The sequence below is a fragment of the Geodermatophilus obscurus DSM 43160 genome (assembly GCF_000025345.1).
Lineage (GTDB): Bacteria > Actinomycetota > Actinomycetes > Mycobacteriales > Geodermatophilaceae > Geodermatophilus > Geodermatophilus obscurus.
The window spans coordinates 4,789,936-4,815,666 of record NC_013757.1 but is presented as its reverse complement, the minus strand read 5'-3'; the positions used below and the strand labels follow the sequence as shown (position 1 = coordinate 4,815,666).

30 protein-coding genes are annotated in these 25,731 nt (G+C 75.3%); 24 read left to right on the top strand and 6 right to left on the bottom strand.

Translation table 11 applies throughout. The annotated features are described in order from the left end of the window. Positions 1–25 precede the first annotated feature (25 nt). A protein-coding gene (locus tag GOBS_RS22495) for an IS5 family transposase (RefSeq protein ID WP_208104339.1) occupies positions 26–912 on the top strand; the annotation gives its coding sequence in 2 pieces (ribosomal slippage) (positions 26–317 and positions 317–912; 888 coding nt in all). Positions 913–985: 73 nt separating this feature from the next. Here the strand turns inward: GOBS_RS22495 and GOBS_RS22490 are convergent. Then, complete coding sequence (locus GOBS_RS22490) at positions 986–1,555, bottom strand: type 1 glutamine amidotransferase domain-containing protein (protein ID WP_012950565.1); 570 nt, start codon at positions 1,553–1,555, stop codon at positions 986–988. A 142-nt stretch (positions 1,556–1,697) separates the two neighbouring features. On the opposite strand from GOBS_RS22490, the gene GOBS_RS22485 reads away from it, so the two are divergent. The 6 genes from GOBS_RS22485 to GOBS_RS22465 all read left to right on the top strand — a co-directional run bounded on the left by GOBS_RS22485 (position 1,698) and on the right by GOBS_RS22465 (position 5,856). Then, a complete protein-coding gene (locus GOBS_RS22485; protein WP_041241629.1) occupies positions 1,698–1,955 on the top strand; it encodes a hypothetical protein in 258 nt (85 codons plus the stop codon). Beyond that, positions 1,952–2,782 (top strand): pyrroline-5-carboxylate reductase, encoded by an 831-nt coding sequence (gene proC / locus GOBS_RS22480; RefSeq protein ID WP_012950563.1) that lies wholly within the window; start codon positions 1,952–1,954, stop codon positions 2,780–2,782. The genes GOBS_RS22485 and proC overlap by 4 nt, the downstream gene beginning before the upstream one ends. A gap of 251 nt (positions 2,783–3,033) precedes the next feature. Next, positions 3,034–3,378, top strand: a complete 345-nt coding sequence (locus GOBS_RS29960) for a helix-turn-helix domain-containing protein (RefSeq protein ID WP_243697575.1) — start codon at positions 3,034–3,036, stop codon at positions 3,376–3,378. Positions 3,379–3,739: 361 nt separating this feature from the next. Then, on the top strand, positions 3,740–3,838 hold the full coding sequence (locus GOBS_RS26630; RefSeq protein ID WP_012854759.1) for a 30S ribosomal protein bS22: 99 nt from the start codon (positions 3,740–3,742) through the stop codon (positions 3,836–3,838). Positions 3,839–3,848: 10 nt separating this feature from the next. Continuing rightward, the gene (locus GOBS_RS22470) at positions 3,849–4,955 is read left to right on the top strand and encodes an NAD-dependent epimerase/dehydratase family protein (protein WP_012950561.1); all 1,107 of its coding nucleotides are present in this window, start codon (positions 3,849–3,851) and stop codon (positions 4,953–4,955) included. Then, positions 4,948–5,856: a lysophospholipid acyltransferase family protein gene (locus tag GOBS_RS22465; RefSeq protein WP_012950560.1), complete on the top strand. Its 909-nt coding sequence runs from the start codon at positions 4,948–4,950 to the stop codon at positions 5,854–5,856. The genes GOBS_RS22470 and GOBS_RS22465 overlap by 8 nt, the downstream gene beginning before the upstream one ends. A gap of 117 nt (positions 5,857–5,973) precedes the next feature. Here the strand turns inward: GOBS_RS22465 and GOBS_RS22460 are convergent, their stop codons facing one another. After that, positions 5,974–6,894: an HAD family hydrolase gene (locus GOBS_RS22460; RefSeq protein WP_012950559.1), complete on the bottom strand. Its 921-nt coding sequence runs from the start codon at positions 6,892–6,894 to the stop codon at positions 5,974–5,976. Between the two features lie 108 nt (positions 6,895–7,002). Then, positions 7,003–7,308, bottom strand: a complete 306-nt coding sequence (locus GOBS_RS22455; protein WP_041241628.1) for a hypothetical protein — start codon at positions 7,306–7,308, stop codon at positions 7,003–7,005. A 196-nt stretch (positions 7,309–7,504) separates the two neighbouring features. On the opposite strand from GOBS_RS22455, the gene GOBS_RS22450 reads away from it, so the two are divergent. The 15 genes from GOBS_RS22450 to GOBS_RS22380 all read left to right on the top strand — a co-directional run bounded on the left by GOBS_RS22450 (position 7,505) and on the right by GOBS_RS22380 (position 22,374). Then, positions 7,505–9,061 (top strand): AMP-binding protein, encoded by a 1,557-nt coding sequence (locus GOBS_RS22450; RefSeq protein ID WP_012950558.1) that lies wholly within the window; start codon positions 7,505–7,507, stop codon positions 9,059–9,061. Further along, positions 9,051–9,299: a glutaredoxin family protein gene (locus tag GOBS_RS22445; RefSeq protein WP_012950557.1), complete on the top strand. Its 249-nt coding sequence runs from the start codon at positions 9,051–9,053 to the stop codon at positions 9,297–9,299. The genes GOBS_RS22450 and GOBS_RS22445 overlap by 11 nt, the downstream gene beginning before the upstream one ends. A 477-nt stretch (positions 9,300–9,776) precedes the next feature. Next, a complete protein-coding gene (locus tag GOBS_RS22440) occupies positions 9,777–10,442 on the top strand; it encodes a redox-sensing transcriptional repressor Rex (RefSeq protein ID WP_012950556.1) in 666 nt (221 codons plus the stop codon). A gap of 73 nt (positions 10,443–10,515) precedes the next feature. Then, positions 10,516–11,892 carry a glutamyl-tRNA reductase gene (locus GOBS_RS22435; protein WP_012950555.1) on the top strand — a complete coding sequence of 459 codons (1,377 nt, stop codon included), beginning with the start codon at positions 10,516–10,518 and terminating at the stop codon, positions 11,890–11,892. Then, positions 11,889–12,827, top strand: a complete 939-nt coding sequence (gene hemC, locus GOBS_RS22430) for a hydroxymethylbilane synthase (protein WP_012950554.1) — start codon at positions 11,889–11,891, stop codon at positions 12,825–12,827. The genes GOBS_RS22435 and hemC overlap by 4 nt, the downstream gene beginning before the upstream one ends. 85 nt (positions 12,828–12,912) lie before the next feature. Beyond that, positions 12,913–14,463 carry a uroporphyrinogen-III synthase gene (locus GOBS_RS22425; RefSeq protein ID WP_012950553.1) on the top strand — a complete coding sequence of 517 codons (1,551 nt, stop codon included), beginning with the start codon at positions 12,913–12,915 and terminating at the stop codon, positions 14,461–14,463. Then, complete coding sequence (hemB, locus tag GOBS_RS22420; RefSeq protein WP_012950552.1) at positions 14,460–15,494, top strand: porphobilinogen synthase; 1,035 nt, start codon at positions 14,460–14,462, stop codon at positions 15,492–15,494. The genes GOBS_RS22425 and hemB overlap by 4 nt, the downstream gene beginning before the upstream one ends. After that, positions 15,491–15,982 carry a hypothetical protein gene (locus GOBS_RS22415; RefSeq protein WP_012950551.1) on the top strand — a complete coding sequence of 164 codons (492 nt, stop codon included), beginning with the start codon at positions 15,491–15,493 and terminating at the stop codon, positions 15,980–15,982. Before hemB ends, GOBS_RS22415 begins: the two co-directional genes overlap by 4 nt. After that, positions 15,979–17,364, top strand: a complete 1,386-nt coding sequence (gene hemL, locus GOBS_RS22410; RefSeq protein WP_012950550.1) for a glutamate-1-semialdehyde 2,1-aminomutase — start codon at positions 15,979–15,981, stop codon at positions 17,362–17,364. Before GOBS_RS22415 ends, hemL begins: the two co-directional genes overlap by 4 nt. Further along, entirely contained in the window at positions 17,364–17,999 is a 636-nt protein-coding gene (locus tag GOBS_RS22405) for a histidine phosphatase family protein (RefSeq protein ID WP_012950549.1), read from the top strand. Before hemL ends, GOBS_RS22405 begins: the two co-directional genes overlap by 1 nt. Then, positions 17,996–18,571, top strand: a complete 576-nt coding sequence (locus tag GOBS_RS22400; protein WP_012950548.1) for a TlpA family protein disulfide reductase — start codon at positions 17,996–17,998, stop codon at positions 18,569–18,571. The genes GOBS_RS22405 and GOBS_RS22400 overlap by 4 nt, the downstream gene beginning before the upstream one ends. After that, positions 18,571–19,389, top strand: coding sequence for a cytochrome c biogenesis CcdA family protein (locus tag GOBS_RS22395; RefSeq protein WP_012950547.1), 819 nt, complete (start codon positions 18,571–18,573; stop codon positions 19,387–19,389). Before GOBS_RS22400 ends, GOBS_RS22395 begins: the two co-directional genes overlap by 1 nt. After that, on the top strand, positions 19,386–21,062 hold the full coding sequence (resB, locus tag GOBS_RS22390) for a cytochrome c biogenesis protein ResB (RefSeq protein ID WP_012950546.1): 1,677 nt from the start codon (positions 19,386–19,388) through the stop codon (positions 21,060–21,062). The genes GOBS_RS22395 and resB overlap by 4 nt, the downstream gene beginning before the upstream one ends. Further along, positions 21,052–21,981 (top strand): c-type cytochrome biogenesis protein CcsB, encoded by a 930-nt coding sequence (gene ccsB, locus GOBS_RS22385; RefSeq protein ID WP_012950545.1) that lies wholly within the window; start codon positions 21,052–21,054, stop codon positions 21,979–21,981. The genes resB and ccsB overlap by 11 nt, the downstream gene beginning before the upstream one ends. Positions 21,982–22,137: 156 nt before the next feature. Continuing rightward, positions 22,138–22,374, top strand: a complete 237-nt coding sequence (locus GOBS_RS22380) for a hypothetical protein (protein ID WP_041241627.1) — start codon at positions 22,138–22,140, stop codon at positions 22,372–22,374. 101 nt (positions 22,375–22,475) lie between these two features. Here the strand turns inward: GOBS_RS22380 and GOBS_RS22375 are convergent, their stop codons facing one another. Continuing rightward, complete coding sequence (locus tag GOBS_RS22375; protein ID WP_012950543.1) at positions 22,476–22,682, bottom strand: hypothetical protein; 207 nt, start codon at positions 22,680–22,682, stop codon at positions 22,476–22,478. Positions 22,683–22,729: 47 nt separating this feature from the next. On the opposite strand from GOBS_RS22375, the gene GOBS_RS22370 reads away from it, so the two are divergent. Both GOBS_RS22370 and GOBS_RS22365 read left to right on the top strand, forming a co-directional pair. Continuing rightward, positions 22,730–23,233 carry an Lrp/AsnC family transcriptional regulator gene (locus tag GOBS_RS22370; RefSeq protein WP_012950542.1) on the top strand — a complete coding sequence of 168 codons (504 nt, stop codon included), beginning with the start codon at positions 22,730–22,732 and terminating at the stop codon, positions 23,231–23,233. Beyond that, positions 23,217–23,534, top strand: a complete 318-nt coding sequence (locus GOBS_RS22365) for a DUF4229 domain-containing protein (RefSeq protein WP_012950541.1) — start codon at positions 23,217–23,219, stop codon at positions 23,532–23,534. Before GOBS_RS22370 ends, GOBS_RS22365 begins: the two co-directional genes overlap by 17 nt. Before the next feature lie 75 nt (positions 23,535–23,609). On the opposite strand, the gene GOBS_RS22360 is transcribed toward GOBS_RS22365, so the two are convergent. Both GOBS_RS22360 and menE read right to left on the bottom strand, forming a co-directional pair. Next, the gene (locus GOBS_RS22360; protein ID WP_012950540.1) at positions 23,610–24,479 is read right to left on the bottom strand and encodes a 1,4-dihydroxy-2-naphthoate polyprenyltransferase; all 870 of its coding nucleotides are present in this window, start codon (positions 24,477–24,479) and stop codon (positions 23,610–23,612) included. A gap of 2 nt (positions 24,480–24,481) precedes the next feature. Further along, positions 24,482–25,642 carry an o-succinylbenzoate--CoA ligase gene (menE, locus tag GOBS_RS22355; protein WP_012950539.1) on the bottom strand — a complete coding sequence of 387 codons (1,161 nt, stop codon included), beginning with the start codon at positions 25,640–25,642 and terminating at the stop codon, positions 24,482–24,484. Between the last annotated feature and the right edge of the window lie 89 nt (positions 25,643–25,731).

Here is a 25,731-nt window from a genome sequence, read left to right as displayed (position 1 = left end):
GGTCGGCCGGTGATGGTCCAGGTGAATGTGCGAATGCCTGGATCGGGAGGCGTATCCCAGTTCGCTGACCGATGCGCAGTGGGCGGTGGTCGAGCCGCTGCTGCCGGTTCGTGATCCTCGGCGCGGTGGGCGGCCGCTGACGTACGACCGCCGGCTGGTGCTCGACACGATCCTGTACGTGCTGGTCAGTGGCTGCGCCTGGCGTCAGGTGCCGCATGACCTGGCGCCCTGGGACGCGGCCTATCGATGGTTCCGCGCCTGGAGCGCCGATGGCACCTGGGACCGGGTGCACGACCAGTTGCGCGATCGACTGCGGCCCGGGAGGGACGCACCGTGCAGCCGTCGGCGGCGGTGCTGGATTCGCAGTCCGCGCGCAGCGCCGAGGGCGGGGAGGCCATCGGCTACGACGCCGGCAAGCGGGTACGCGGCCGCAAACGGCATCTACTGGTCGACACCGGCGGCCTGCTGCTGCGCGCGGTGGTGCACTCGGCCAGCGTGCAAGACCGCGCCGGCGCCCGGCAGGTGCTGACCGGCATCCATGCGTTGTTCCCGCTGCTGGCGCTGGTCTGGGTCGACGGCGGTTACGTCAACGTGGTCGATGCCGGGCTGGTCGGTTGGGCCCGGCGCGCCGAAGACCTCGAAATAGTGGCCGTGGCGCGCAACGCTGACCGCAGGGGCTTTCAGGTGCTGCCCCGCCGCTGGGTGGTGGAGCGGACCTTCGGCTGGCTGACGAGGTGCAGACGGTTGGCACGCGACTACGAACGCAAGACCAGTCACGCCGAGGCCATGATCAAGGTGGCGATGATCCGGCTGATGGCCGCCCGCCTGGCCGGTGAGGACCGCCAACCCCACGGCGCCATCGAGACCGAAGCTGCCCGTCGCCTCGCCAAGGATCTCGACAGAGACCAGTAGTCAGGCGGTTACCCAACACCCTCTGAGACGCCCCGCCCCACCGACCGGCCCCGCTGGACCCCGACGGGGTCCTTCAGTCGTCGGCGTCCTCGTCCTCGGCGGGCTCCGCGGCGAACTGCTCGACGATCGCGGCGGTGAACGCGTCGAGGTCGTCGGGGTTGCGGCTGGTCACCAGGTTGCCGTCGACGACGACCTCCTCGTCCACCCACGTCGCGCCGGCGTTGCGCAGGTCGGTCTGCAGCGAGGGCCAGGAGGTCATCCTCCGCCCGCGGACGACGTCGGCCTCGGCGAGCACCCACCCGGCGTGGCAGATCGCCGCCACCGGCTTCCCCGCGTCGAAGAACGCCTTCACGAAGGCCACGGCGTCGGCGTCGGCGCGGACGAAGTCGCCGTTGATGACGCCGCCGGGCAACACCAGCGCGTCGTACTCGTCGGGGTCGGACGAGCTGACGACCGCGTCCACCTTCTTGCTGTCGCCCTTGTCGATGTGCTCGTAGGCGGTGATCTCACCGGCCTCGAGGGACACGAGCTCCGGCTGGGCACCGGCCTCCTCGAGCGCCTGCCAGGGCCGATCGAGCTCCACCTGCTCCACGCCGTCGGTCGCGAGGACGGCCACCGTCAACCCGTTGAGTTCGTCAGCCATGCGGCGGCGGCTACCCCGCCCCCCAGGAGCACACACGCCCCTAGCACTAGGTTCGGCCTCGTGCGTGCGCAGATCACAGTTCCCGTGCGCCGCCTGCTCGACGTCCCCCCCGACGCCGGTCCGCGGGTCGCCGACCCGGCCCGTGCCGCCGTCGACGCCACCGCGGCGGGGTGCGCGCGGGCGCCCCGGTGTCGGCACGACAGACCCGCGGCTGGTCGCCGTCGCCGGTGAGCGCGCCGCCTGGAACGAACGAGTCCTCGACAGCTGGGAGTACGTCATGCCGTGGCAGGTCTGCAGCGAGCAGCAGCGCCGGTCGGTCACCGGCGGGTACCGGGTGCGGGTGGTCCTGCGCTCGGGTGCCCCGGTCCCCGCCGCGCGTCGTCCGGAGGGCCGGTCGTGAGCGCCGGGGGGACCGGCCGCTCGGGGCTGGCGATCATCGGCGGCGGCAAGATCGGGGAGGCGCTGCTCTCCGGCCTCGTCCGCCGCAGCGGAGCCGACGGGATCGTCGTCTGCGAGCGGCACCCGGAGCGGGCCGCGGAGCTGACCGCGCGCTACGGCGTCCCGGTGCTGGGGCTGGCCGAGGCCGCCGCCCGGGCGCGGGTGCTGCTGCTCGCGGTCAAGCCGCAGGACATCGGCACGCTGCTGGCGCTCCTGGCGGGCTCGGTGGACACCGGTCACCTGGTGGTGTCGGTCGCCGCCGGCGTCCCGACGGCGACCATCGAGGCCGCCCTGCCCGCGGGTGTCCCCGTCGTCCGGGTCATGCCGAACACGCCGGCGCTGGTCGACGAGGGGATGAGCGTGCTCTCGGCCGGAGCGCACGCCGACGAGGGTCACCTGGACGAGGCGGAGACGCTGCTGGCCGCCGTCGGGCGGGTGCGGCGGGTGCCGGAGACCCAGCAGGACGCCGTCACGGCGCTGTCGGGCAGCGGCCCGGCCTACTTCTTCTACCTGGTCGAGGCGATGGTCGACGCCGGCATCCTGCTGGGCCTGCCGCGCGACCTGGCCGTGGACCTCATCGTGCAGACCGCGCTCGGCTCGGCGGTCATGCTGCGCGACTCCGGTGAGCACCCGGTGCAGCTGCGGGAGGCGGTCACCAGCCCCGGCGGGACGACGATCGCCGCCGTCCGCGAGCTCGAGCGGCACGGCGTGCGCGCGGCGCTCATCGCCGCCATCGAGGCGGCGCACGACCGCTCGGTGGAGCTGGGGCGGGCCGCACGCGACCGGTGACCGTAACGCGACGCAGCATCGATGTGTTGACGATCCGTGATCGGTTCGGGACGTGTCGTCGACGACGCGCCCGGGGACATGTCGATACGGCTACATAGGTCTACTTCTGCCCAGGACGGACCGTTCCCCCTGTTCGTTTCTTCCATCGCTTCTGTCACGCATGTCCCCCTACTCTCTGTGTCAGCACATGCGGGCTCCGTAGTCGGTGGGGAAGCCGACGCCCGGCGCGTGCTAGGTCCGGAGATGAAGAGATGACCATGCCCCAGCGCACCGTTCCCGCCGCCTACGCCCGCCCCGGCGTCCCCGGCCCGCGTCCCGTCGGCCGGCCGATCCAGGCCGCCACCATGGCCCGCCCGATCCCGCCGCAGCACCCCGCCGCCATGCCCGTCGGCCGCCCGCCGGTCCCGGCCCCCCGCGCTGCCGTCACCTTCCTGACGGTCGCCGAGGTCGCCAGCATGATGCGCGTCTCGAAGATGACCGTGTACCGCCTCGTGCACGCCGGCGAGCTCGCCGCCGTCCGCGTCGGCCGCTCCTTCCGCGTCCCCGAGCGCGCCGTGCAGGACTACCTGCGCGACGCCTACACCGACATCGCCTGAGGGAGGACCCTCCTGCCCCCACCGCTGGCGGGCTGGCGTCGCCCGGAGGCCCAGCCCGAGCTCGCGAGGGCTGAGAGGGGCGAGGTCCTTCTGCCTGCAAGAGGGCCGTGGCCGCCGCTCCCCTCGCGACGGGAGGCGGAGGCCCGCTGCACCACCCCACCCCTCGTGGGTGGGTCCGGATCGCCGGTAGGCCCACGCGGCAGCGTCGCCGCGGGGCCGCCGGGTACGCTCGGGCGCCGAGTGACGCCGGGACCGATCCGGTCCGGGTCGTCGCACACGAGCTGATCACCTCGCGCGGTGCCCGGTACGACCTCCCGGTCGGCGGTGGCCGCCGCGCCGCAACGACGTCGGGAGCACGCACATGGGTTCGGTCATCAAGAAGCGCCGCAAGCGGATGGCGAAGAAGAAGCACCGCAAGCTGCTGAAGAAGACCCGCGTCCAGCGCCGCAACAAGAAGTGAGCTGACGCTCGTGCCGCCTGCCGTCGTCCTGGTCACCGGTGTCAGCCGGTGGCTCGGTGGTGCGCTGGCGGCCGAGCTCGCTCGTGACCGCACCATCGAGCGGGTCATCGGGGTGGACACCGTCCCCCCGTCGCCGGAGGTGGTCCGCCGGCTGGGCCGCACCGAGTTCGTGCGCGCCGACATCCGCAACCCGCTGATCGGCAAGGTCATCGCGACGGCGGCGGTCGACACGGTCGTGCACATGAACATCAGCTCCACGCCCGCCGGCTCCGGCGGGCGGGGGCCGATGAAGGAGCTCAACGTCATCGGGACGATGCAGCTGCTGGCCGCCTGCCAGCGGGCGTCGTCGGTCCGCCGGTTCGTGCTGAAGTCGAGCAGTGCCGTCTACGGCGCCTCCTCGCGCGACCCGGCCGTCTTCACCGAGGCCATGCAGGCCCGGCGGGTCCCTTCGGGGGGCTTCGCCCGGGACAGCCTCGACATCGAGGGCTACGTCCGGTCCTTCGCGCGCCGTCGTCCCGACGTCGGGGTGGCCGCGCTGCGCTTCACCAACTTCATCGGCCCGCGCATCGACTCGGTGCTCACGAACTTCCTGCGCATGCCGCTGGTCCCGACGGCGCTCGGGTACGACGCCCGCGTCCAGCTGCTGCACGAGGACGACGCGCTGACGGTGCTGACGCGGGCCACCACCGGCGACTTCGCCGGCACCGTCAACGTCGGCGGAGAGGGCACGTTGCTGCTGTCACAGGTCATCCGCCGGCTGGGCCGGCTGCAGGTCCCGCTGCCCTCGCCGGCGCTGGGGTCCCTGGGCCGGTTCACCCGCCGGTTCGGCTACGTCGACTACTCCCCGGAGCAGATGCGCTTCCTGAACTTCGGCCGGGTCGTCGACACCACCGTGCTGCGCGAGGAGTTCGGCTACACCCCGCGGTACACCACCGACCAGGCGCTGGCCGACTACGCGAGCACCCTGACGCCGGTGATCCCGCCCGAGGTGGTCGCCGGGGTGACCACGCGGGCGCAGGGCCTCGTGGCCCGCGTCGGTTCGGCGGCGGGTGCGGTGGGGGAGCGGCTGTGGCCGGCACCGCCGACCCCGGGCCTGCGGGCGGTGCGCGATGCCTGAGGCACGGGTCATCCAGCTGCGGCCGGACGACGACGAGCCGCGGGTCCCGCCGTCGTCGTCCGCCTCGTGGGAGGAGCAGGTCGCCGGCGGCCTGGAGTTCCTCCGGCGGCGGCTGACCGGCGACTACGACACCGACGAGTTCGGGTTCGACGCCGACCTCACCGACCACGTGCTCCTGCCCCTGCTGCGGCCGCTGTTCTCGCGCTGGTTCCGGGTCGAGACCCACGGGGTGGAGAACGTGCCCGACACCGGCGGCGGGCTGGTCGTCGCCAACCACTCGGGGACGGTGCCGTTCGACGCGATGATGGCGACCGTCGCGCTGCACGACGACCACCCGGCCCGGCGCCGGCTGCGGCTGCTCGGTGCCGACCTGGTGTTCGACCTGCCGGTCATCGGCTCGCTGTCGCGCAAGCTCGGCTCCACGCTGGCCTGCAACGAGGACGCCGAGCGGCTGCTCACCGGCGGCGAGCTGGTCGGGGTGTTCCCCGAGGGCTTCAAGGGGATCGGCAAGCCGTTCCGCGAGCGGTACACCCTGCAGCGGTTCGGCCGGGGCGGTTTCGTCACCGCCGCGCTGCGCACCGGTGCGCCGATCATCCCGTGCGCCATCGTCGGGGCCGAGGAGACCTACCCGATGATCGGCAACGTCAAGACCCTCGCCCGGCTGCTCGGTCTGCCCTACTTCCCGGTGACGCCGACGTTCCCCGCGCTCGGCCCGCTGGGGCTGTTGCCGCTGCCGTCGAAGTGGCTGATCGCCTTCGGGGAGCCGATCGAGACGGCGTCCTACGGGCCGGCCGCCGCCGAGGACCCGATGCTCGTCTTCAACCTCACCGACCAGGTGCGCGAGACGATCCAGCAGTCGCTCTACGAGCTGCTCCTGCAGCGCAGGTCCGTCTTCAGCTGAGGGAGGACCCCGTCCTCCCCACCCCTCGCACGCTCGGGGCGGTGCCCTGGACGGGGCCGTTCCAGCGCCTCACCACGCCAGGGCCGGGCCCGCAGCCGGGCCGCTCCGACACGTCATTCAGGAGATCTTGTTGCGGCGGCGCAGGGCGAGCGCGCCGCCGACCAGACCGCCGGAGAGCGCCGCGGCGGCCACGGTGGGCACGACGGTCTTCGCGGCCTTGCGGCCGGTGCGGAAGTCCTTGATCTCCCAGCCGCGGGACCGGGCCACCGCACGCAGCTCGGTGTCGGGGTTCACCGCGATCGCGCGGCCGGTGAGCGTGAGCATCGGCAGGTCGTTGGAGCTGTCGCTGTAGGCGGTGCAGCGCGAGAGGTCCAGGCCCTCCCGCTCGGCCAGCGCCCGGACCGCCTCGGCCTTGGCCTCGCCGTGCATCAGCTCGCCGACCAGCCGCCCGGTGTAGTGCCCGTCGACGACCTCGGAGACGGTGCCGAGCGCGCCGGTCAGCCCCAGCCGGTGCGCGATGATGCCGGCCAGCTCCACCGGCGTCGCCGTCACCAGCCAGACCCGCTGCCCCGCGTCGAGGTGCTGCTGGGCGAGCACCCGGGTGCCGGCCCAGATCCGGTCGGCCATCAGCTCGTCGTAGATCTCCTCGCCGGCCTGGACGATCTCGGTGACCGGGCGCCCGGCGACGAAGGCCAGCGCGCTCTCCCGGATGGTGTGCATGTCGCCGGCGCTCTCGTTGCCGGCGATGCGGAACTTCGCCTGCTGCCACACGAAGCGCGACATGTCGCGGGTGGTGAGGTACTTGCGGGCGGCCAGGCCGCGGGCGAACCAGAAGATCGAGGCGCCGACCATCATCGTGTTGTCGACGTCGAAGAACGCCGCCGCGGTCAGGTCCGGGACGGCGGCCGGCGCGGGCTCGACCTCGGCGGCCGCGGCCGAGGCGGCGCCGGCGACGTGGGCCCGCGTCTCCTCGTCCGGTACGTCCGCCCGGCGGGCGCGGCGGCCGCGGAAGGGCAGTCCCGGCACGACGACCTCCACTGTCGCTCCTCCACCGCCCCTCCGGGCGGCTGGTGGATCTCCGGGGAACCCTAGTGGCGTCCGCGGCCACGTCCGCCGGGGGTCCCGGGCCCAGCTGCCCGCCCGAGCTCAGCAGACGAGCGGCCGGATGCAGACGGGCAGCGGGGTGTCCAGCAGCGGCGCGTCGAGCTCCGCGGGGGCCGGCAGCGGCGGCGGCACGGGCAGCGGCGACCGGCCCGAGCGCGTCGCTGCGGCCTCCGGCTCGGTGGCGACGTCCTCCGCGTGCGCCGGGGTGGGCCGCGACGGGGCCTCGGGAGCGGGCAGTGTGTCCCCGGCGGTCCGCGGGTAGGGCCGGGGGCGCGGGGTGGGTCGCGGCCGCGGCCCGGCGGACGCCGCTGCGGGCACGCGCTCGTCGACCGGGCGCGACCGTCGCATGCGTCCGTCCTCCTCGTCCGCCCGCCGGGGGCCCCGCGTACCCGGTCCGGAACGCCCGTCGTACGGGGGGTCGCGGCGCTGCGGATGTGTGCCCTTGGTGACAACATCGCTGCAGTGCGTCCACGCCACCCCGTTCCCGGCCGGACCGAGGGGCCTCCCGCGGGTGGACGTGAGCGCTCCACCGGAGGAGATGTGCATGACCGACGTCGGTAGCTCGCTGTCCGTGCTGGTGCGCGCGGCGGCGCGGGACCGCGCGGACGCGCCGGCGGTCGTGGCCGGCGAGCAGCGGCTGAGCTGGGGGGAGCTGGACGCCCTGGTCGACCGTGTGGCCGCCGGGTACGCCGCACGCGGTCTGACACCGGGCGAGCGGGTGGCCGTCCAGCTGCGCAACGGCGTGGACTGGCTGCGGGCGACGCTGGGCGCCCTGCGCGCGGGGCTGGTCGTCGTCCCGGTCAACACCGCCTACACCGACCCGGAGCTGGAGTACGTGCTCACCGACTCCGGGGCGGCGCTGCTCGTCGCGGCCGGGCAGCGGCCGCAGGTGGCCGGCGTGCCCGTGCTCGCCGGGCCACCGACGGACGACGCCGCTCCACCGGCGGTGCCCGAGGCCCCCGACTCCCTGGCCTTCCTCGCCTACACCAGCGGGACCACCGGCCGGCCGCGCGGCGCGATACTGTCGGCCGCCGCGCTGCGGGCCAACCAGGAGCAGTGCCTGCGGCTGGACCCCTCGCCGGTCCGGCCCGACGACCGCGTGCTGCTGGTGCTGCCGCTGTTCCACGTCTACGGCCTCAACGCCGGCTTCGGCCTGGTCGCGGCGACCGGCGCCTGCGCGGTGCTCGTGGAGTCCTTCGACCCGGTCACCTCGCTGGAGGTGATGGCGCGCGAGGAGGTCACCGCGATCCCGGGCGCCCCGCCCGTCTACCAGGCCTGGCTGGCCGTCGCCGACGCCGCCGGGTCCGACGCCGGCCTGCGCCGCGCCTTCGCCGCCGTCCGCATTGCCACCTCCGGCGCCGCACCGCTGCCCGAGGACGTCTGGACGGCGATGCGCCGGCGGGCCGCGGTTCCCGTGTGGGAAGGCTACGGGCTCACCGAGGCCTGCCCGGTGGTGGCCAGCACGCTGGCGACCGGGCGGGCCAAGCCGACGTGCATCGGCGGCCCGATCCCGGGGGTGGAGCTGCAGCTGCGCGACACCGCGCTGCACGAGCCGCTGGAGGACGACGGGGTGTCGGCGCCCGGCGACCTCGCCGAGGACGGCCCCGGCGAGATCTGGGTCCGCGGGGCCAACCTCTTCTCCGGGTACTGGCCCGACGGCGTTGACGGGCCGGACGCCGAGGGTTGGCTGGCCACCGGCGACCTCGCCTACGCCGACGAGGACGGCGACCTGCACCTGGTGGACCGGCGCAGCGACCTGGTCCTGGTCAGCGGCTTCAACGTCTACCCCGCCGAGGTGGAGCGGGTGCTGGACGCGCACCCGGCGGTCGCGGAGAGCGCGGTCATCGGCGTGCCCGACCCGCGGACCGGCGCCGCCGTGCGCGCCGTGGTCGCGCTGCGCCCGGGGGCTCGGCTGGCCTTCGAGGAGCTGCGGGAGCACGCGGCGGCGTCCCTGGCCCGGTACAAGGTGCCGACGTCGGTGCAGGTGCTGACCGCGCTTCCGCACTCGCTGACCGGCAAGGTCAGCCGGGCGCGGCTGCGCGAGCTGGGTCTGGCCCGCGCCGACGAGGAGCCGACCGCCGGGGGCGACGGTGACCGGTGACGCTCCTCGGCTGCAGCTGCTGACCCGGGCCGACTGCCACCTGTGCGCAGTGGCCGCGGAGACCGTCGACCGGCTCGCCGCGGAGGCCGGGCTGACGGTGACCACGGTCGACGTGGACGCCGACCCGGAGCTGCAGGCCGAGTACGGCGACCGCGTGCCGGTGGTGCTGCTCGACGGGCGGGAGCACTCCTACTTCACCGTCGACGTGCCCCGGCTGCGGCGGGACCTCGGCCTGTAGCAGGCGGGCCGGCGGCCGACGCCCGGACAGCGGCAGGCCCGTGCGCTCCCGCGCTGTCCCCGCGCGCCTGCGCTGCTGCAACGGCGCGGACGCGCGTGCAACGGCGCAGGAGTGCGTCGGTCGACGACGGCATCGGTCTCGCTCGACCGGCCCCCGTGCAGGGGCCCGCCGCGAGCCTGCGGGTGGCGGGCGGCGTGGGCGTCCTTGCTATGGTCTCCACCACAGCGGTGCGCGTCTGCGCTGGGGAGCGGCCTGGTACCCCCCCGGCGACTTTGTTCCTGCGTTCACAAGCGGTTACCGTGGCGTTCGCCGGGCGGCAGATCGCCCGGGTCCCCGATGTCGTTCGACCGCTTCCGGCACCCGCCGGACCTCCGAGCGCGACCGTCCGTGGAGTGCCACATGACCGAGCCTGCGAGGTCGTGCGACGGCACAGCTCCTCAGGGCACGGGGTCGACGAGCGCCAGCGAGGAGTGGCCCGTGCCCCCACCCCGGCCCCGGATCCCGGAGGCCACCGTCGCCCGCCTGGCCGTGTACCTGCGAGTGCTGGCCGGTCTGGCCGACGGCGGGCGCCGCAACGTGTCCTCGGGTGAGCTCGCCTCAGCGGCGGGCGTCAACCCGGCCGGGCTGCGCAAGGACCTCTCGCACCTGGGTCCCTGCGGGGTCCGCGGGGTGGGCTACGAGGTGGCCACGCTGCGCGACCGCATCGCCCGGGTCCTCGGTGTCGAGCAGTCCCGCCCCTGCGTGCTGGTCGGGATCGGCAACCTGGGCACGGCCCTGGCCGACTACGCCGGCTTCGGCAGTCGCGGGTTCCGGTTCGTCGGCCTCTTCGACGCCGCCCCCGAGCGCGTCGGCCGGCGGATCGGTGGCCAGCCGGTGCGGCCGGTGGCCGAGCTCGACGAGGTGGTGGCCGCCACCGCGGCCACGATCGGGGTCATCGCGACACCGGCCGACGTCGCCCAGTCGGTCTGCGACCGGCTGACCGCGGCCGGGGTGAGGAGCATCTTGAACTTCGCGCCGGTGGCGCTGACCGCGCCCGCGGGGGTCGACGTCCGCCAGGTCGACCTCTCCGTCGAACTGCAGGTACTCGCGTTCCTCGGCCAGCAGCGCGGCGCGACCGCGACGACGGTGGAGGTGACTGCGTGAGCGAGCTCGCGAGCTCACCCAGGGGCACAGCAGCCCGGCGAACGCGTCCGACGAGCGCCGGCGAGGAGGACTCGTGAGCCTGCTCGCCGTGGGTGTCAGCCACCAGACGGCCCCCGTGGCGCTGCTCGAGCAGTTCGCGATGGGCGCCGACGACACCGTCAAGGCGCTGCACGAGCTGGTCGGCAGCGACCACGTCAGCGAGGCGATCGTGCTGGCGACCTGCAACCGGGTCGAGGTCTTCGCCGAGGTGGACCGGTTCCACGGCGGTGTCACCGACGTCAGCCGGGTGCTGGCCCGTCAGGCGGGCGCCACGGTGGAGGAGCTCTCCCCGTACGTCACCGTGCACTACGAGGACCAGGCCGTCGCGCACCTGTTCACCGTCGCCGCGGGCCTGGACTCCATGGTCGTCGGCGAGACCCAGGTCCTCGGCCAGCTGCGCAACGCCTACGCGCTGGCCCGGGAGCACGGCACCGTGGGCCGCGCCATGCACCCGGTCGCGCAGCGGGCGCTGCGGGTCGGCAAGCGGGTCCACTCCGAGACCGGGATCGACAAGGCCGGAGCCTCGCTGGTGTCGGTCTCGCTCGACCGCGCCGAGGAGCGCATCGGCTCGCTGGAGGGGCGTCCGGTGCTCGTCGTCGGCGCCGGCTCTATGGGCGCGCTGGCCGCCACCACGCTGGCCCGCCGCGGCGCCGCCGTGACCGTGAGCAGCCGCACGCCCGCGCACGCCCAGCGGCTGGCGACGTCCGTCGAGGGCCGGGTCGCCGACCTCGCCGACCTGCCCGCGGAGATCGCCGCCGCCGACGTGCTGGTCACCTGCACCGGCGCGCGCGGCATCGTCATCGGCACCGAGGTGGTGGCCCGGGCGATGCGGGCCAGGATGGGGGCCGCCCGGCCGGACCGGCCGCTGGTCGTCATCGACCTGGCGCTGCCCCGGGACGTCGACCCCGGCGTGGCCGCGGTGCCCGGCGTGCACGTGGTCGACCTGGCCCTCCTGCAGGGCGAGCGGGGTGCCGACGGGCACCCGTCCACCAGCCCGGTGGCGGCGGACGACGTCGCCGCGGCGCACGCCCTCATCGAGGCCGAGACCGCGCTGCTGCGTGCCGAGCGGCAGGCCGCCGCGGTGGCGCCGACGGTCTCCGCGCTGCGCAGCCAGGCCGCCGAGGTCGTCGACGCGGAGCTGCTGCGGCTGTCCACGCGGGTGCCCGACCTCGACGCCCGGGCCCGCGCCGAGGTGGCCCGGACCGTGCGCCGCGTCGTCGACAAGCTGCTGCACGAGCCGACCGTGCGGGTCAAGGAGCTGGCCAGCGCTCCCGGCGGTGTCGACTACGCCGACGCGCTGCGGGCACTGTTCGGCCTGGGCATCGACGCGGAGGTCCTCCCGGCGCGCACCAACCTGGCCGAGGCGGTCGCCGTCGACCCCGACGAGCTGCGGCCGGGGGGCCCGGCATGACGGCGACCACCATCGGCACGCTCCGCCTGGGCACCCGCGCCAGCCAGCTGGCGACCACCCAGTCGCAGGCCGTCGCCGACGCCATCACCGCGGCCAGCGGGGTGCCGGTCGAGCTGGTGCACATCAGCACCGAGGGCGACCGCTCCTCGGTCGCGATCGCCCAGCTCGGCGGCACGGGTGTCTTCGTGACGGCGATCCGGCAGGCGCTGCTCGAGGGCACCGTCGACGTCGCCGTCCACAGCTACAAGGACCTGCCGACGCTGCCGGAGCCGGGGCTGACCATCGCCGCCGTCCCGCCCCGGGAGGACCCGCGCGACGCGCTGGTCGCCCGCGACGGCCTCACCCTGGGCGAGCTGCCGGCAGGCGCGAGGGTGGGCACCGGCGCCCCGCGGCGCGTCGCCCAGCTGCGCGCCCTGGGCCTCGGCCTCGAGGTGGTGCCGATCCGCGGCAACGTCGACACCCGCATGGCGCGCGTCGTGCCGGGTGACCTGGACGCCGTCGTGCTGGCCCGCGCCGGGCTGTCCCGGCTGGGGCGGCTGTCGGCGGTCACCGAGACGCTCGACCCGCTGCAGGTCCTCCCCGCGCCGGCGCAGGGTGCGCTGGCCGTGGAGTGCCGCGGGAACGACGAGCGGACCCGGCAGCTGCTCGCCGCCCTCGACGACGCCGCCACCCGCGCCTGCGTCGTCGCCGAGCGGACGACGCTGGCGGCGCTGGAGGCCGGCTGCAGCGCGCCGGTCGCCGCCTACGCCGAGGTCGCCGAGGGTGAGGACGGCCCCGAGCTGTTCCTCCGCGCCTCGGTCACCGCGCTCGACGGCAGCGACGGCGTCCGCGGCTCGATCACCGGACCGCCTCCCGAGGCCGAACGGCTCGGCCGCGAGCTCGCCGCAGAACTCCTCGACCGGGGGGCCGCCGAGCTCATGGCGGCGTCCCGGTGAGCTGCACCTCCCGGGCCGGGCAGCAGACCCCGGCCTCCCGAACCCCCGCACACCAGCCCGTCAGGGCCCTACCCAGGAGCACGCGATGACGCGCTTCCGCAAGCAGAACGGCGGGGCGACCGGCACGGTCGTCTTCGTCGGCGCCGGCCCGGGCGACCCCGGGATGCTCACCGCCCGGGCGACCGCGGCGCTCGCCGAGGCGCACACCGTCCTCGTCGACACCGCCGTCCCGCCGGCGATCGCCGAGGCCGTCCGCGCCGACCGGCCGGAGCTGGAGCTGACCCCCGCGACCGGGGAGCCGGCCGAGGTCGCCAAGGCCGCCGTGGCCGCCGCCAAGGCCGGCGGCACCGTCGTCCGGCTGGTCGCCGGCGACCCGTTCACCTCCGACGCCGTGGTCAAGGAGGTGCTGGCCGTGGGCCGCACCTCGGTCGGCTTCGACGTCGTCCCCGGCGTCGCCTCGCAGACCGCCGTCCCGGCGTTCGCCGGCGTCGCGCTCGGTGGCACCTCGCTGACCGCGGACCTGCGCGGTGGCGAGGCCGACCTGGCGGCGCTGGCCGCCGCGACCAAGAGGCTGGACGCGCCGCTGGTGCTCCAGGGCAACGCCGAGGACCTCCCCGACGCCGCCGCGCGGCTGGTCGAGGGCGGCCTGTCCGGCAGCACCGCGGTCGTCGTCACCACCGGCGGCTCGGGCACCGGGCAGCGGAGCGTGGTGGCCAAGCTCGCCGCCGTCGCCGAGAAGACCGCCGGCCTGGACGCCGTCAGCGGCCCGGTCGTGGCCACCGTCGGGTCGGCCGTCGACAAGCGCGCCCGGCTGTCCTGGTGGGAGAGCCGGCCGCTGTTCGGCTGGCGGGTGCTGGTGCCGCGCACCAAGGACCAGGCCGGCGAGATGAGCGACCGGCTGCGTGCCTACGGCGCCGTCCCGGTCGAGGTGCCGACGATCGCCGTCGAGCCGCCGCGCAGCCCGGCGCAGATGGACCGCGCCATCAAGGGCCTGGTCACCGGCCGCTACGGCTGGATCGTCTTCACCTCGGTGAACGCGGTGAAGGCCGTGCGGGAGAAGTTCGTCGAGCTCGGCCTGGACGCCCGCGCGTTCGCCGGCGTGAAGGTCGCCTGCGTCGGGGAGTCCACCGCCGACGCCGTGCGCGCCTTCGGCATCGTGCCGGAGCTGGTGCCCACCGGGCAGCAGTCCAGCGAGGGCCTGCTGGCCGACTTCCCCGAGTACGACGACGTGCTCGACCCGATCGACCGGGTGCTGCTGCCCCGCGCCGACATCGCCACCGAGACCCTCGCCGCGGGCCTCAAGGAGCGCGGCTGGGAGATCGACGACGTCACCGCCTACCGCACCGTCCGGGCCGCCCCGCCGCCCGCCCCGGTGCGCGAGGCCATCAAGGGCGGCGGCTTCGACGCGGTGTGCTTCACCTCGTCGAGCACCGTGCGCAACCTGGTCGGCATCGCCGGCAAGCCGCACGCCAAGACCGTCGTGGCGGTGATCGGCCCGCAGACCGCGGCCACCGCGCAGGAGTTCGGCCTGCGGGTGGACGTCCAGCCGGGGACCGCCGCGGTGGGCCCGCTGGTGGACGCGCTGGCCGAGCACGCGTTGTCCCTGCGCGAGGCGGAGGGCGGCGAGGAGCAGTGACCGGAGGCGCTGGAGCGGGCGGGACGAGCCGTGGCTTCGCGCGCGGGCGTCGGCTGCGGTCGACGCCCGCGCTGCGGCGGCTCACCGCGCAGACGCGGCTGGCCCCGGCCGACCTGGTGCTGCCGGTGTTCGTCAAGGAGGGCATCGACGAGCCGCAGCCGATCAGCTCGATGCCCGGCGTCGTCCAGCACACGACCGAGTCGCTGCGCAAGGCCGCGCACGAGGCGGCCGAGGCCGGCATCGGCGGGCTGATCCTCTTCGGCATCCCGTCGGAGAAGGACGCGGTTGGCTCCCAGGCCGACGCCGCCGACGGCATCGTCAACGTCGCCCTGCAGCAGCTGCGCGCCGACCTCGGCGACGAGCTGGTGCTCATGGCCGACCTGTGCCTGTGCGAGTACACCGACCACGGGCACTGCGGGCTGATCACCCCGGCCAAGGGTGGGGTCCGGGGGCAGGGCGGGGCAGTGGTCGTCGACAACGACCCGACGCTGGACCGATACGCCGCCGTCGCCATCGCCCAGGCCCAGGCCGGTGCGCACGTCATCGCCCCCAGCGGGATGATGGACGGCCAGGTCGCGGCGATCCGGCGGGCGCTGGACGGCGCGGCCTTCCAGGAGACGCCGATCCTGGCCTACGCCGCCAAGTACGCCTCGGGCTTCTACGGCCCGTTCCGCGAGGCGGCCGAGGGCGCGCCGCAGTTCGGCGACCGCTCGACCTACCAGATGGACCCGCCCAACGCCGACGAGGCGCTGCGCGAGGTGGCGCAGGACCTCGCCGAGGGCGCCGACGCGGTCATGGTCAAGCCGGCGCTGCCCTACCTGGACATCGTCGCCCGGGTCGCCGACGCCGTCGACGTCCCGGTCAGCGCGTACCAGGTCAGCGGCGAGTACGCGATGCTCGAGGCAGCCGCCGCCAACGGCTGGGTGGACCGGCAGCGGGCCGTCCTCGAGACGCTCACCGCCATCCGTCGCGCCGGTGCCGGCACCGTGCTGACCTACTGGGCGGTGGAAGCGGCCCGCTGGCTCCGGTGAGTCCGTACGTCGAGCCCGGGGGCTCCTGGCGGCCGTTCTGGTTGGTCGCCGGGGTCCTCGGGCTCGTCCTCGTCCTGGACCTGGTGCTGCCCGGGCCGGACGTGCCCTGGGGGTTGGCCGGCGCAGTCCTGGGCGTCGTGGCCGGGAACACGCTCATGACCCGCCGGGCCTGGACGGTGCGGGTGGACGCCCGGGGCGCCGATCCGGCCCTCACCGTCGGCCGGGAGCGGGTGCTGCTCGCCGACGTCGATGCCGCCCACCTGCGCGCGGTGGCGGAGGGGACGGCGGGGGTGGACGCGGGCGCCCCGGTGCTCGGCGGCGGCTGGTCGCTGCCCCGCGGCCGCTCCGGGCTGCCGCTGCGGACGACGGACGGGCGCACCGTGCTGGTGCCCACCCGCGACCCCGCGGCGCTGTCGCGTGCCCTGCTCGGGGCTGTGTCGGACGTCCCCGGCGGCTCGTCGGAGAGGAAGGGGACACTGGGGTCGTGACCTCGCTGGACAGCCGCCCGTACACCTACGAGGCCCCCGCGTCGGCCGACCTCTTCGCCCGCGCGCAGCGGGTCACCCCCGGCGGGGTGAACTCCCCGGTGCGTGCCTTCGGCGCCGTCGGCGGCACCCCTCGCTTCATGGCGCAGGGTCAGGGCGCGTACCTCACCGACGCCGACGGCCGCCGCTACGTCGACCTCGTCGCCTCCTGGGGGCCGCTGATCCTCGGCCACGCCCACCCGGCGGTCGTCGAGGCGGTCACCGCCGCCGCCCGCCGCGGCCTGACCTTCGGCACCCCGACCGAGGGCGAGGTCGAGCTGGCCGAGGAGATCCTCCGCCGGATGCCCCCGGTGGAGGAGGTGCGGCTGGTCAACTCCGGCACCGAGGCGGTGCTCTCGGCGGTGCGGCTGGCCCGCGGCGTCACCGGCCGGCGGCTCGTCGTCAAGTTCGCCGGCTGCTACCACGGCCACGTCGACGCGCTGCTGGCCTCGGCCGGCTCCGGCGTGGCGACCCTCGGCCTGCCCGACACCCCCGGCGTCACCACCGGCGCCGCCGCCGACACCGTCGTCCTGCCCTACAACGACGCGGCCGCGGTGGAGGCCGTCTTCGCCGAGCGGGGCAGCGAGATCGCCGCGGTCATCACCGAGGCGGCGGTCGGCAACATGGGCGTCGTCCCGCCGCTGGACGGCTTCAACCAGGCGCTGCGCCGCACCACCGCCGCGCACGGCGCGCTGCTGATCGTCGACGAGGTCATGACCGGGTTCCGGGTGTCCCGCTCCGGCTGGTACGGGCTGGACCCGGTGGACGCCGACCTGATGACCTTCGGCAAGGTCATGGGCGGCGGGCTGCCGGCCGCGGCCTTCGGCGGCCGCGCCGACCTCATGGAGCACCTGGCCCCGGTCGGGCCCGTCTACCAGGCCGGCACGCTGTCGGGGAACCCGGTCGCGGTCGCCGCGGGCCTGGCCACGCTGCGGCACTGCACCGACGAGGTGTACGCCCGCTGCGACGAGGTCGCCGTCACCCTGCGCGGGGCGGCCAGCGCCGCGCTGTTCGCCGCCGGCGTCCCGCACCGCGTGCAGCAGGCCGGCTCGATGTTCTCGGTGTTCTTCGTCCCCGACGAGCGGCAGGTGCGCAACTACGACGACGCCCGCTCGCAGGACGCCGCCCGCTACACCGCCTTCTTCCACGCGATGCTGGCGCGCGGCGTCTACCTGCCGCCGTCGGCGTTCGAGTCGTGGTTCGTCAGCGCCGCGCTCGACGACCAGGCCGTCGAGCGGGTGCTCGACGCGCTGCCCGCCGCCGCCCGGGCCGCGGCCGCCGTCGAGCCGGCCACCGCCCCGCCGGCCGAGGAGCCGGCCGACGCCCGCAGCGGGATGAGCACCTGATGGCCGAGACCACCGTCGTCCACCTGCTCCGCCACGGCGAGGTGTTCAACCCCGAGAAGGTGCTGTACGGCCGGCTGCCGGGCTACCTGCTGTCGGAGACCGGCGAGGCGATGGCGCTGGCCGCCGCGGAGTGGCTGTCCGACAAGGGCATCACCCGCGTGGTCAGCAGCCCGCTGGAGCGCGCGCAGCAGACCGCCGCGCCGATCGCCGGCAAGCTCGACCTGCCCATCGAGGTGGACGACCGGCTGATCGAGGCCGGCAACGCCTTCGAGGGACTGCGGGTCGGCGTGGGGGACGGCGCCCTGCGCTCCCCCCAGCACTGGTGGAAGCTGCGCAACCCGTTCCGCCCGTCCTGGGGCGAGCCCTACGTCGAGATCGCCGCCCGGATGCTGGCCGCGGTCGAGTCCGCCCGGGACGCCGCCCGCGGTGCCGCCGCGGTCTGCGTCAGCCACCAGCTGCCCATCTGGACGCTGCGGCTGCACCTGGAGGGACGCCGCTACACGCACGACCCGCGCCGCCGGGAGTGCGGCCTGGCCAGCGTCACCTCGGTGACCTACGACGGCGACCGCGTCGCCGGGATCTCCTACGCCGAGCCCGCCGGCGCCACCGACCCCGACGCGGTACCCGGCGCATGAGACGAGGTCTGCTCGGCGCGCTGGTGGGTGCGCTGCTGCTCACCGGCTGCGCCACCGGCGACGGCGCCGTCGACGTCAACAACGGCGGGGAGTTCCGCTTCGTCCAGGGCACCCCGGCCGGCGAGGTCATCCCGTCCGGCGAGCGCGCCGCCGCGCCGGAGTTCTCCGGCACCCTGCTCGACGGCGGCGACTTCGACTCCACCGAGCTCGACGGCGGCATCGCGGTCGTCAACTTCTGGGGTTCCTGGTGCGCGCCCTGCCGGGTGGAGTCGCCGGAGTTCCAGGAGGTCTACGCCGAGGTGCGCGATCGGGGCGTGCGGTTCCTGGGCGTCAACGTGAAGGACACCGACCAGCTGGCCCGCGCGTTCGAGGACAGCTTCGGCATCGAGTTCCCCTCGGTGCACGACCCGCGGGGCGAGGTGGCCCTGGCGTTCCGGGACTACCCGGCCAACGCCATCCCGTCCACCATCGTGCTGGACGCGCAGGGGCGGGTGGCCGCGGTCTACACCGGCGCGGTCGCGCAGGAGGACCTGCGCGCGGTGCTCGACCTGCTGCTGGCCGAGGAGGGCTGATGGGGGAGACCTTCGGCGGCCTGGTGACCGACGGCCCGCTGCTCGTGGCCGCCGCCGTCGCGGCGCTGGTCGGGCTGGTCAGCTTCGCCTCGCCGTGCGTGCTGCCGCTGGTGCCCGGCTACCTGTCCTACGTCACCGGGCTGGTCGGCTCCGGTGCCCGGACGACGGCCCCGGCCCCGGTCGCGTCCGGTGGCTCCACGGCGACCGTGGTCCGCACCGACGAGCGGTCGCCCCGCGGGCGGATGGTGCTCGGCGCCGTCCTGTTCGTGCTCGGCTTCACCGCCGTCTTCGTCACCATCAGCACCGCGGTCGGCGGCCTGGGCCGGCTGCTGCTGCAGTACAACGACGAGATCACCCGGGGGCTGGGCGTCGTCACCGTGCTGGTCGGGCTGGGCTTCCTCGGCTGGCTGCCGCTGCTGCAGCGCACCAGGCGGGTGGCCCTCCGCCCGGCGACCGGGCTGGCAGGGGCGCCGCTGCTGGGCGTCGTCTTCGGGCTGGGCTGGACGCCGTGCCTGGGTCCCACGCTCGCCGCGGTGCAGAACCTCGCCTTCCAGCAGGCCACCGCCGGACGCGGGGCGCTGCTCGGGCTGGCCTACTGCCTGGGCCTGGGCGTGCCGTTCGTGCTGGTCGCCCTCGGCGCCCGCTGGGCGATGGGCGCGACGTCGTTCCTCCGTCGGCACGCGCAGGCGGTCACGCGGTTCGGCGGCGCGGTCCTCGTCGTCGTCGGCCTGCTGCTGGTCACCGGCGCCTGGACCGAGATGATGCGCTGGCTGCAGGGCTGGCTGGCTGCCAACGGCTTCGCGGAGAGCGTCCTGTGAGCACCGTCGCCCCGCCGCGGCCGGCCGCGGCACCGCCGCCCCCTGCCCGGCCCTCCCTGGGTGCCCGCGCCCTGGGCCTGTGGCTGCGCTGGTGGCGCCGGCTCACCGCGATGCGGACGGCGATCGTGCTGCTGTTCCTGCTGGCGCTGGCGGCGATCCCGGGGTCGCTGCTGCCGCAGCGCTCGCTGAACCAGAACGCCGTCCGGCAGTACTTCGCCGACCACCCGACGCTGGCGCCGGTGCTCGACCGGTTCTACGCCTTCGACGTCTTCGGTTCGCCGTGGTTCGCCGCGGTCTACCTGCTGCTGTTCGTCTCGCTCATCGGTTGCGTCGTCCCCCGGCTGGCCGAGCACGTCCGCGCGCTGCGGGCCGCTCCGCCGCCGGCGCCGCGCCGGCTGCAGCGGCTGCCCGACTCCGGTGAACTCGCCACCCCGCTGCCCGGCCCGGCCGCCCTCGACGTGGTCGAGGAGGAGCTGCGGGTGCGGCGCTTCCGCGTCGTCCGCCGGGACGGTGCCGCGTCGACCCCGCCGGGTCCTGCGGCATCCGGCCCGGAGCTCTCCGCGGAGAAGGGCTTCTGGAAGGAGACCGGCAACCTCCTGTTCCACCTGTCCCTGGTGGCGCTGCTGCTCGGCCTGGCCGGCGGCAGGCTGTGGGGCTACGAGGGCAGCATCCTGGTCACCGAGGGTCAGGGCTTCTGCAACTCCTTCCAGCAGTACGACACCCACTCCTCGGGTGCGCTGGTCGACAGTGGTGACCTCAGCCCGCTCTGCATCGACCTCGAGGACTTCCGCGCGGAGTACGAGGAGGACCTGACCGCGGCCTCCTACACCGCCGACATCCGCTACGGCGGCCCCGGTGAGGAGGGGGAGCCCGCCACCATCGGCGTCAACGACCCGCTCCGGCTCGACGGCGACCGGGTGTACGTCACCGGCCACGGCTACGCGCCGCGGTTCACCGTCACCCTGCCCGACGGGACGGCGTTCACCGACGTCTCGGCGCCGTTCCTGCCCTCGGACCAGACCACGATGTCCAGCGAGGGCGCGCTCAAGCTGCCCGACCTCGGCGCCGGCGTGGAGGACCAACTGGCCCTCGAGGGCTTCTTCGCCCCGACCGGGCTGATGCAGGGCGGCGTCCTGACCTCGATCGACCCGCGGCCGCTGAACCCGCAGGTGGCGGTGCTGGCCTACCAGGGCTACCTCGGCCTGGACTCCGGCCTGCCGCAGTCGGTCTACTCCCTCGACGCCAGCCAGATCGAGCGCGGCCGGCTCGCCGAGGTCGGCCGGGCCAACCTGGCGGTCGGCGAGACGCTCACCCTCCCTGACGGGACGGCGATCACCTTCACCGGCGTCTCGCAGTTCGCCGCGTTGCAGTTCTCCCACGACCCCGGGCAGGTGTGGGTGCTCGCCGCCGCGATCTCCGTGCTCGTCGGGCTGCTCGCCCTGCTGTTCCTGCGCCGTGAGCGCTTCTTCGCCCGCGCCGGTCCGGCTGCCGACGGCGGCGGTACCGTGCTGACGGTCGGCTCGCTGACGCGGGGGGGCGGCGAGAGCGCCACCCGCTTCGCCGAGCTCACCGGGCAGCTGCGGGCCGCGCTCGACGCGCGTTCCCCGACCCCCTCCGCCCCGCCGTCCGGCGGGGCCGCACCGGAACCGGAGGTCTCCCCGCGTGACCGTTGACCCGTCGCTGGCCGAGCTGTCGGACAGGCTGTTCTCGATCGCCGTCGCGCTCTACTCGGTCGCCGTCGTGGCGTTCTCGGCGCAGCTGGCGTTCGGCCGGCGGCCGGCCAGGGAGCTGGTCCCCACCGGTTCCGGGGGGGCGGACTCGAGTGCGCCTGCCGCCCCGCTCCGAAGCGACCGCTGGGGGCTCGCCGGGCTGGCGGTCACCGTCCTCGGCGCCGCCGCGCACGCCGGCGTGCTGATCACCCGCGGGATGGCCGCCGACCGGCTGCCCTGGGGCAACATGTACGAATTCGCCACCGCCGTGGTCCTCGTCGGCGTGGTTGCCTACCTGGTGCTCGCGACACGGATCCCGGCCGTCCGCGACATCGGCGCCTTCGTGCTGGCGCCGGTGGTGATCTCGCTCGTCGCGATCGGGCTGTTCCTCTACACCGAGACCGGGCCGCTGGTCGCCGCGCTGCGCTCCAGCTGGCTGGCCGTGCACGTGTCCAGCGCGATCCTCGGCTCGGGCCTCTTCTTCGTCAGCGGGATCGCCAGCGTGCTCTATCTGCTGCGGTCCCGGCAGGAGGCCGGTGCGGACGGCTCGTTCCTGTCCCGGCTCCCGGGCGCCGGAACGCTCGACCGGGTCGCCCACCGCACTGCCGTCTTCGCCTTCCCCATCTACACGTTCGCGATGATCGCCGGCGCCATCTGGGCGGAGAGCGCATGGGGCCGCTTCTGGGGCTGGGACCCCAAGGAGACCTGGATGTTCATCTCCTGGGTGGTCTACGCCGGTTACCTGCACGCGCGGACGACCGTCGGCTGGCGGGGACGCCCGGCGGCGTGGGTCAACGTCGTCGGTTTCGCCGTGGTCCTGTTCAACCTGCTCTACGTCAACATGGTCTCGACCGGCCTGCACAGCTACGGCGGGCTCGACTGACGAAGGACCCCGTCCCGCTCGTCCCTCCAGGTGACACCGATCACCGGTCGAGCGGCGTGTCGGTGACGCGCCGGGCGGAGCCGTGCTTCCATGCCCCCATGTCGCGCCGGAGGGGAGCTCCCCGTGGGTAGGCACTCGGCTCTGGAGGGCGCCGCGGTGGATCCCGTCGTCGCCGCCGCGCTCGCGCAGCGTCCGGCGGACGCCCCCGCCGGACGGCACGGCCACGCGCGTGCCGAGGGCACCGAGAGCGGTCTGGGCTGGCCCGGGACGTCGACGACGCACGAGGGTCTGGGCTGGCCCGGTGGGATGTCCGACCAGGCGCCTCAGGCCGTGCCGGACGCCGAGCAGCCGGGGAAGCGCCGCGGGTGGCGGCGCCTCTTCCGCGCCGCCTGAGGAAGGACCCCGTCCTCCCCACCCTTCGCAGGCTCAGGGGGGACCCGGGACGGGGCAGCCCTCGGGGCCTGGGTGGTCGAGGGCCTGGGTGGTCGAGCCGCTTACGCGGGCGAGCCGTCGTCGCGCCGGGTGCGGCGCTCCAGCTCGCGCAGGAACTCCGGGTCGTCGTCCGGGGCCACCGGGCGGACGGCGCGCTGCGGCCGGGGCCGCTCGGGGGCGCGCACCCCGCCGGGACCGCCCTTCTCCGCCGCGCGCAGCACCAGCGCCACCACGGCGATCGCCACCACCAGCACCACCACGAAGGCCATGGCGGCCCACCCCCTCGCCGATTGAGCCCGACTCCGCTCCACAGTACGTGCGCGGGCGATACTCGACCGCACACCCAGCGCGGCACCTCCGAGAGGGACACGCCATCGACGCCGTCGACCAGCAGCTGATCGACCTGCTGCGCGCCAACGGCCGGGCGAGCTACGCCGAGCTCGCCCGGCGGGTCGGTCTCTCCTCCCCGGCGGTGCACGAGCGGGTCGGCAAGCTGGAGGCGGCCGGGGTCATCACCGGCTACCGGGCGGTGGTGGACCCGGCGGCGGTGGGCCTGGGGGTGACCGCCCTGGTCGGTGTCATCGAGAGCGACTCGGTCGACGAGACCGGCATCGAGGAGGCGCTGGCCGCGATGCCCGAGGTCGAGGACTGCTGGCGGGTCGCCGGCAGCGAGGGCTACGTGTTGAAGGTCCGGGTGACCGACATCGCGGCACTGGAGACCACCATCAGCGCGTTGAACCGGATCAAAGGCGTCGCCCGCACGCGGACGACGGTCGTGCTGAGCACCAAGTGGGAGGGCCGTCATGGCGGAGAGGGCTGAGCAGGCGGTGCCGGGCGCGCCGACCGGAGGGCCGGCGGCGCCGCCGCGGATCGCGCCCTGGCTGGCGGTGTACACGGTCGGCCGGCTGGCGATCGCCGCCGCGCTGGTCCTGCTGCTGTGGATGCTGGGCCTGGACTTCTGGTCCGGCGCGCTGTTCGGGCTGCTGCTGTCGATGCCGGTCTCGTACCTGCTGCTGCGGTCCTCGCGCGAGCGGCTCACCGAGGGCCTGGCCGCGCGCAGCGTCGCCCGTCAGCAGGCGAAGGCCGCGCGCGAGGCCCGTCTCACCGGCGACGGCGCCTGAGCGGCTCCGGTTGAAGGACCCCGCTGCCCCCCATCACTCGCAGGCTCGCGATGGGACCCTGCAGCGGGGCCTCGGTCAGCTGAGGGCCAGCCCAGCGCCCAGCAGCACGCCGGTGACCAGGGTGAGCAGGCCGGTGCCCTGCAGTGCCGCGATCAACGCCGGTCCGCGCCCGCCGGAGAGCACGGTGCGCACGGGCGGCACGGCCAGCGGGACGGCGAGCAGCGCCAGCAGGGCCCAGGGCCGGGTCGCCCCGATCGCGACGACGACCGCGAACGCCACCGCCGGCAGCGCCGTGAAGGCGATCCGGGTGCCGCGGTCGCCCAGCAGCACGGCCAGCGTGCGCTTGCCTACGGCCGCGTCGCCCTCGATGTCGCGCAGGTTGTTCACCACCAGCAGCGCCACCGACAGCAGGCCGATCGGGACCGAGGCCGTGACGGCCAACCCGTCGACCGAGCCGGTCTGCACGAACGTCGTCCCCACGACGGCGACCGGGCCGAAGAAGACGAAGACGAACACCTCGCCCAGCGCCCGGTAGCCGTAGGGGAGCGGGCCGCCGGTGTAGGTCCAGGCGGCGGCGATGCAGGCCGCGCCGACCGCGACCAGCCACCAGTTCGACAGCGCCGCCAGCGCCAGCCCGGCGAGCCCGGCGACGGCGAAGGAGACCAGCGCGGCGCCGAGCACCTGCCGCGGGGTCGCCGCCCCCGAGCCGACCAGCCGCATCGGGCCCACCCGGACGGCGTCGCTGCCGCGCACCCCGTCGGAGTAGTCGTTGGCGTAGTTGACCGCCACCTGCAGCGCGAGGGCGACCAGCAGGGCCAGCAGCGCGGTCAACGGCCGGAAGCCGTCGAGGGCCGCGGCGGCGCCGGTGCCCACGAGCACGGGGGCGAGGGCCGCGGGCAGTGTGCGGGGGCGGGCGCCGGCCAGCCACTGGGCGGGGGTGGCCACGGTCAGGACCTCTCGTCGGGGACCGCGGCGGCGACTCCGCGGCGATCGGGCTTGCCGGTGTGCAGGGTCGGGACGGTGGAGATGCGGTGCAGCTCCCGCGGTGCGGCGGCGCCGCCCAGCCGCGCGGTGACCCACGGACGCAGCGCGGCGAGGTCGGGCTCCGCGCCGGGTGCCGGCACGACGGCCGCGACGACCCGCTGGCCCCACTTGTCGTCCGGCCGGCCGAAGACGACGGCGTCGACGACGTCCGGGTGCCGGCGCAGCACGGCCTCGACGGCCTGGGGCGCGACGTTGACCCCGCCGGTGACCACGACGTCGTCCAGCCGACCGTGCACGACCAGCCGGCCGGCGTCGTCGAGGGCCCCGGCGTCCCGGGTGCGGAACCAGCCGCCGGCGAACGCGGCCCCGGTGCCCTCGGGGTCGAGCCGGTAGCCGGTCGCGAGCACCGGCCCGGCGAGCTCGATGCCCACACCGCCGGGTCCTGCGGCGTCCCCAGCGTCGGCGACGCGCACCCGCACGCCGTCCAACGGCTCGCCGTCGTACACGCAGCCGCCGGCGGTCTCGGTCATCCCGTAGGTGGTCACGACGGAGACGCCCGCGTCGCGGGCGCCGGCCAGCAGCGCCGGGTCGGTGGCCGCGCCGCCGACGAGCACCCCGTCGAACGCGCGCAGCGCGGCGGGTTCGGCATCGAGGTACCGGCGCAGCTGGGTGGGCACCAACGCGGTGTAGCGCCGGCCGGCCGGCATGCGGGCGACGGCGGCGGCCAGCGGCTCCCCGGAGGCGAGCACGGTCGGGTCGGTGCCGCCCAGGACCGAGCGGCAGAGCACCTGCAGGCCGGCGATCGCCGAGACCGGCAGCGCGAGCAGCCAGGCGCCCGGTCCTCCGAGCCAGCGCAGCGTGGCCTCGCCCGACGCGCGCACCGCGGCCGCCGACAGCAGCACGCCGCGGCCGCCACCGGTCGACCCGGAGGTGACGACGACGAGGTCCGCGTCGTCCTCCAGGGGCACCTCCGGGCGCAGCACCGCCCAGGCGGCCTCGACGGCGGGCGGCGGACCTGCGGGCAGCACCGCGAGCGGCGCCGTGCCGTCCAGGGCGGCGCGCAGCTGAGGCAGGAGCGCGAGGGGATCGGCCGGCGCGGGCACGGTGGTGAGGTGCCTGGGCACGAGGTCCGAGGCTACTGCGCGGCCGATCTACGCTGGTCACGCACGGGCAGAGCATCGACGACACGTGGTCGACGAGCGCCGACGAGGAG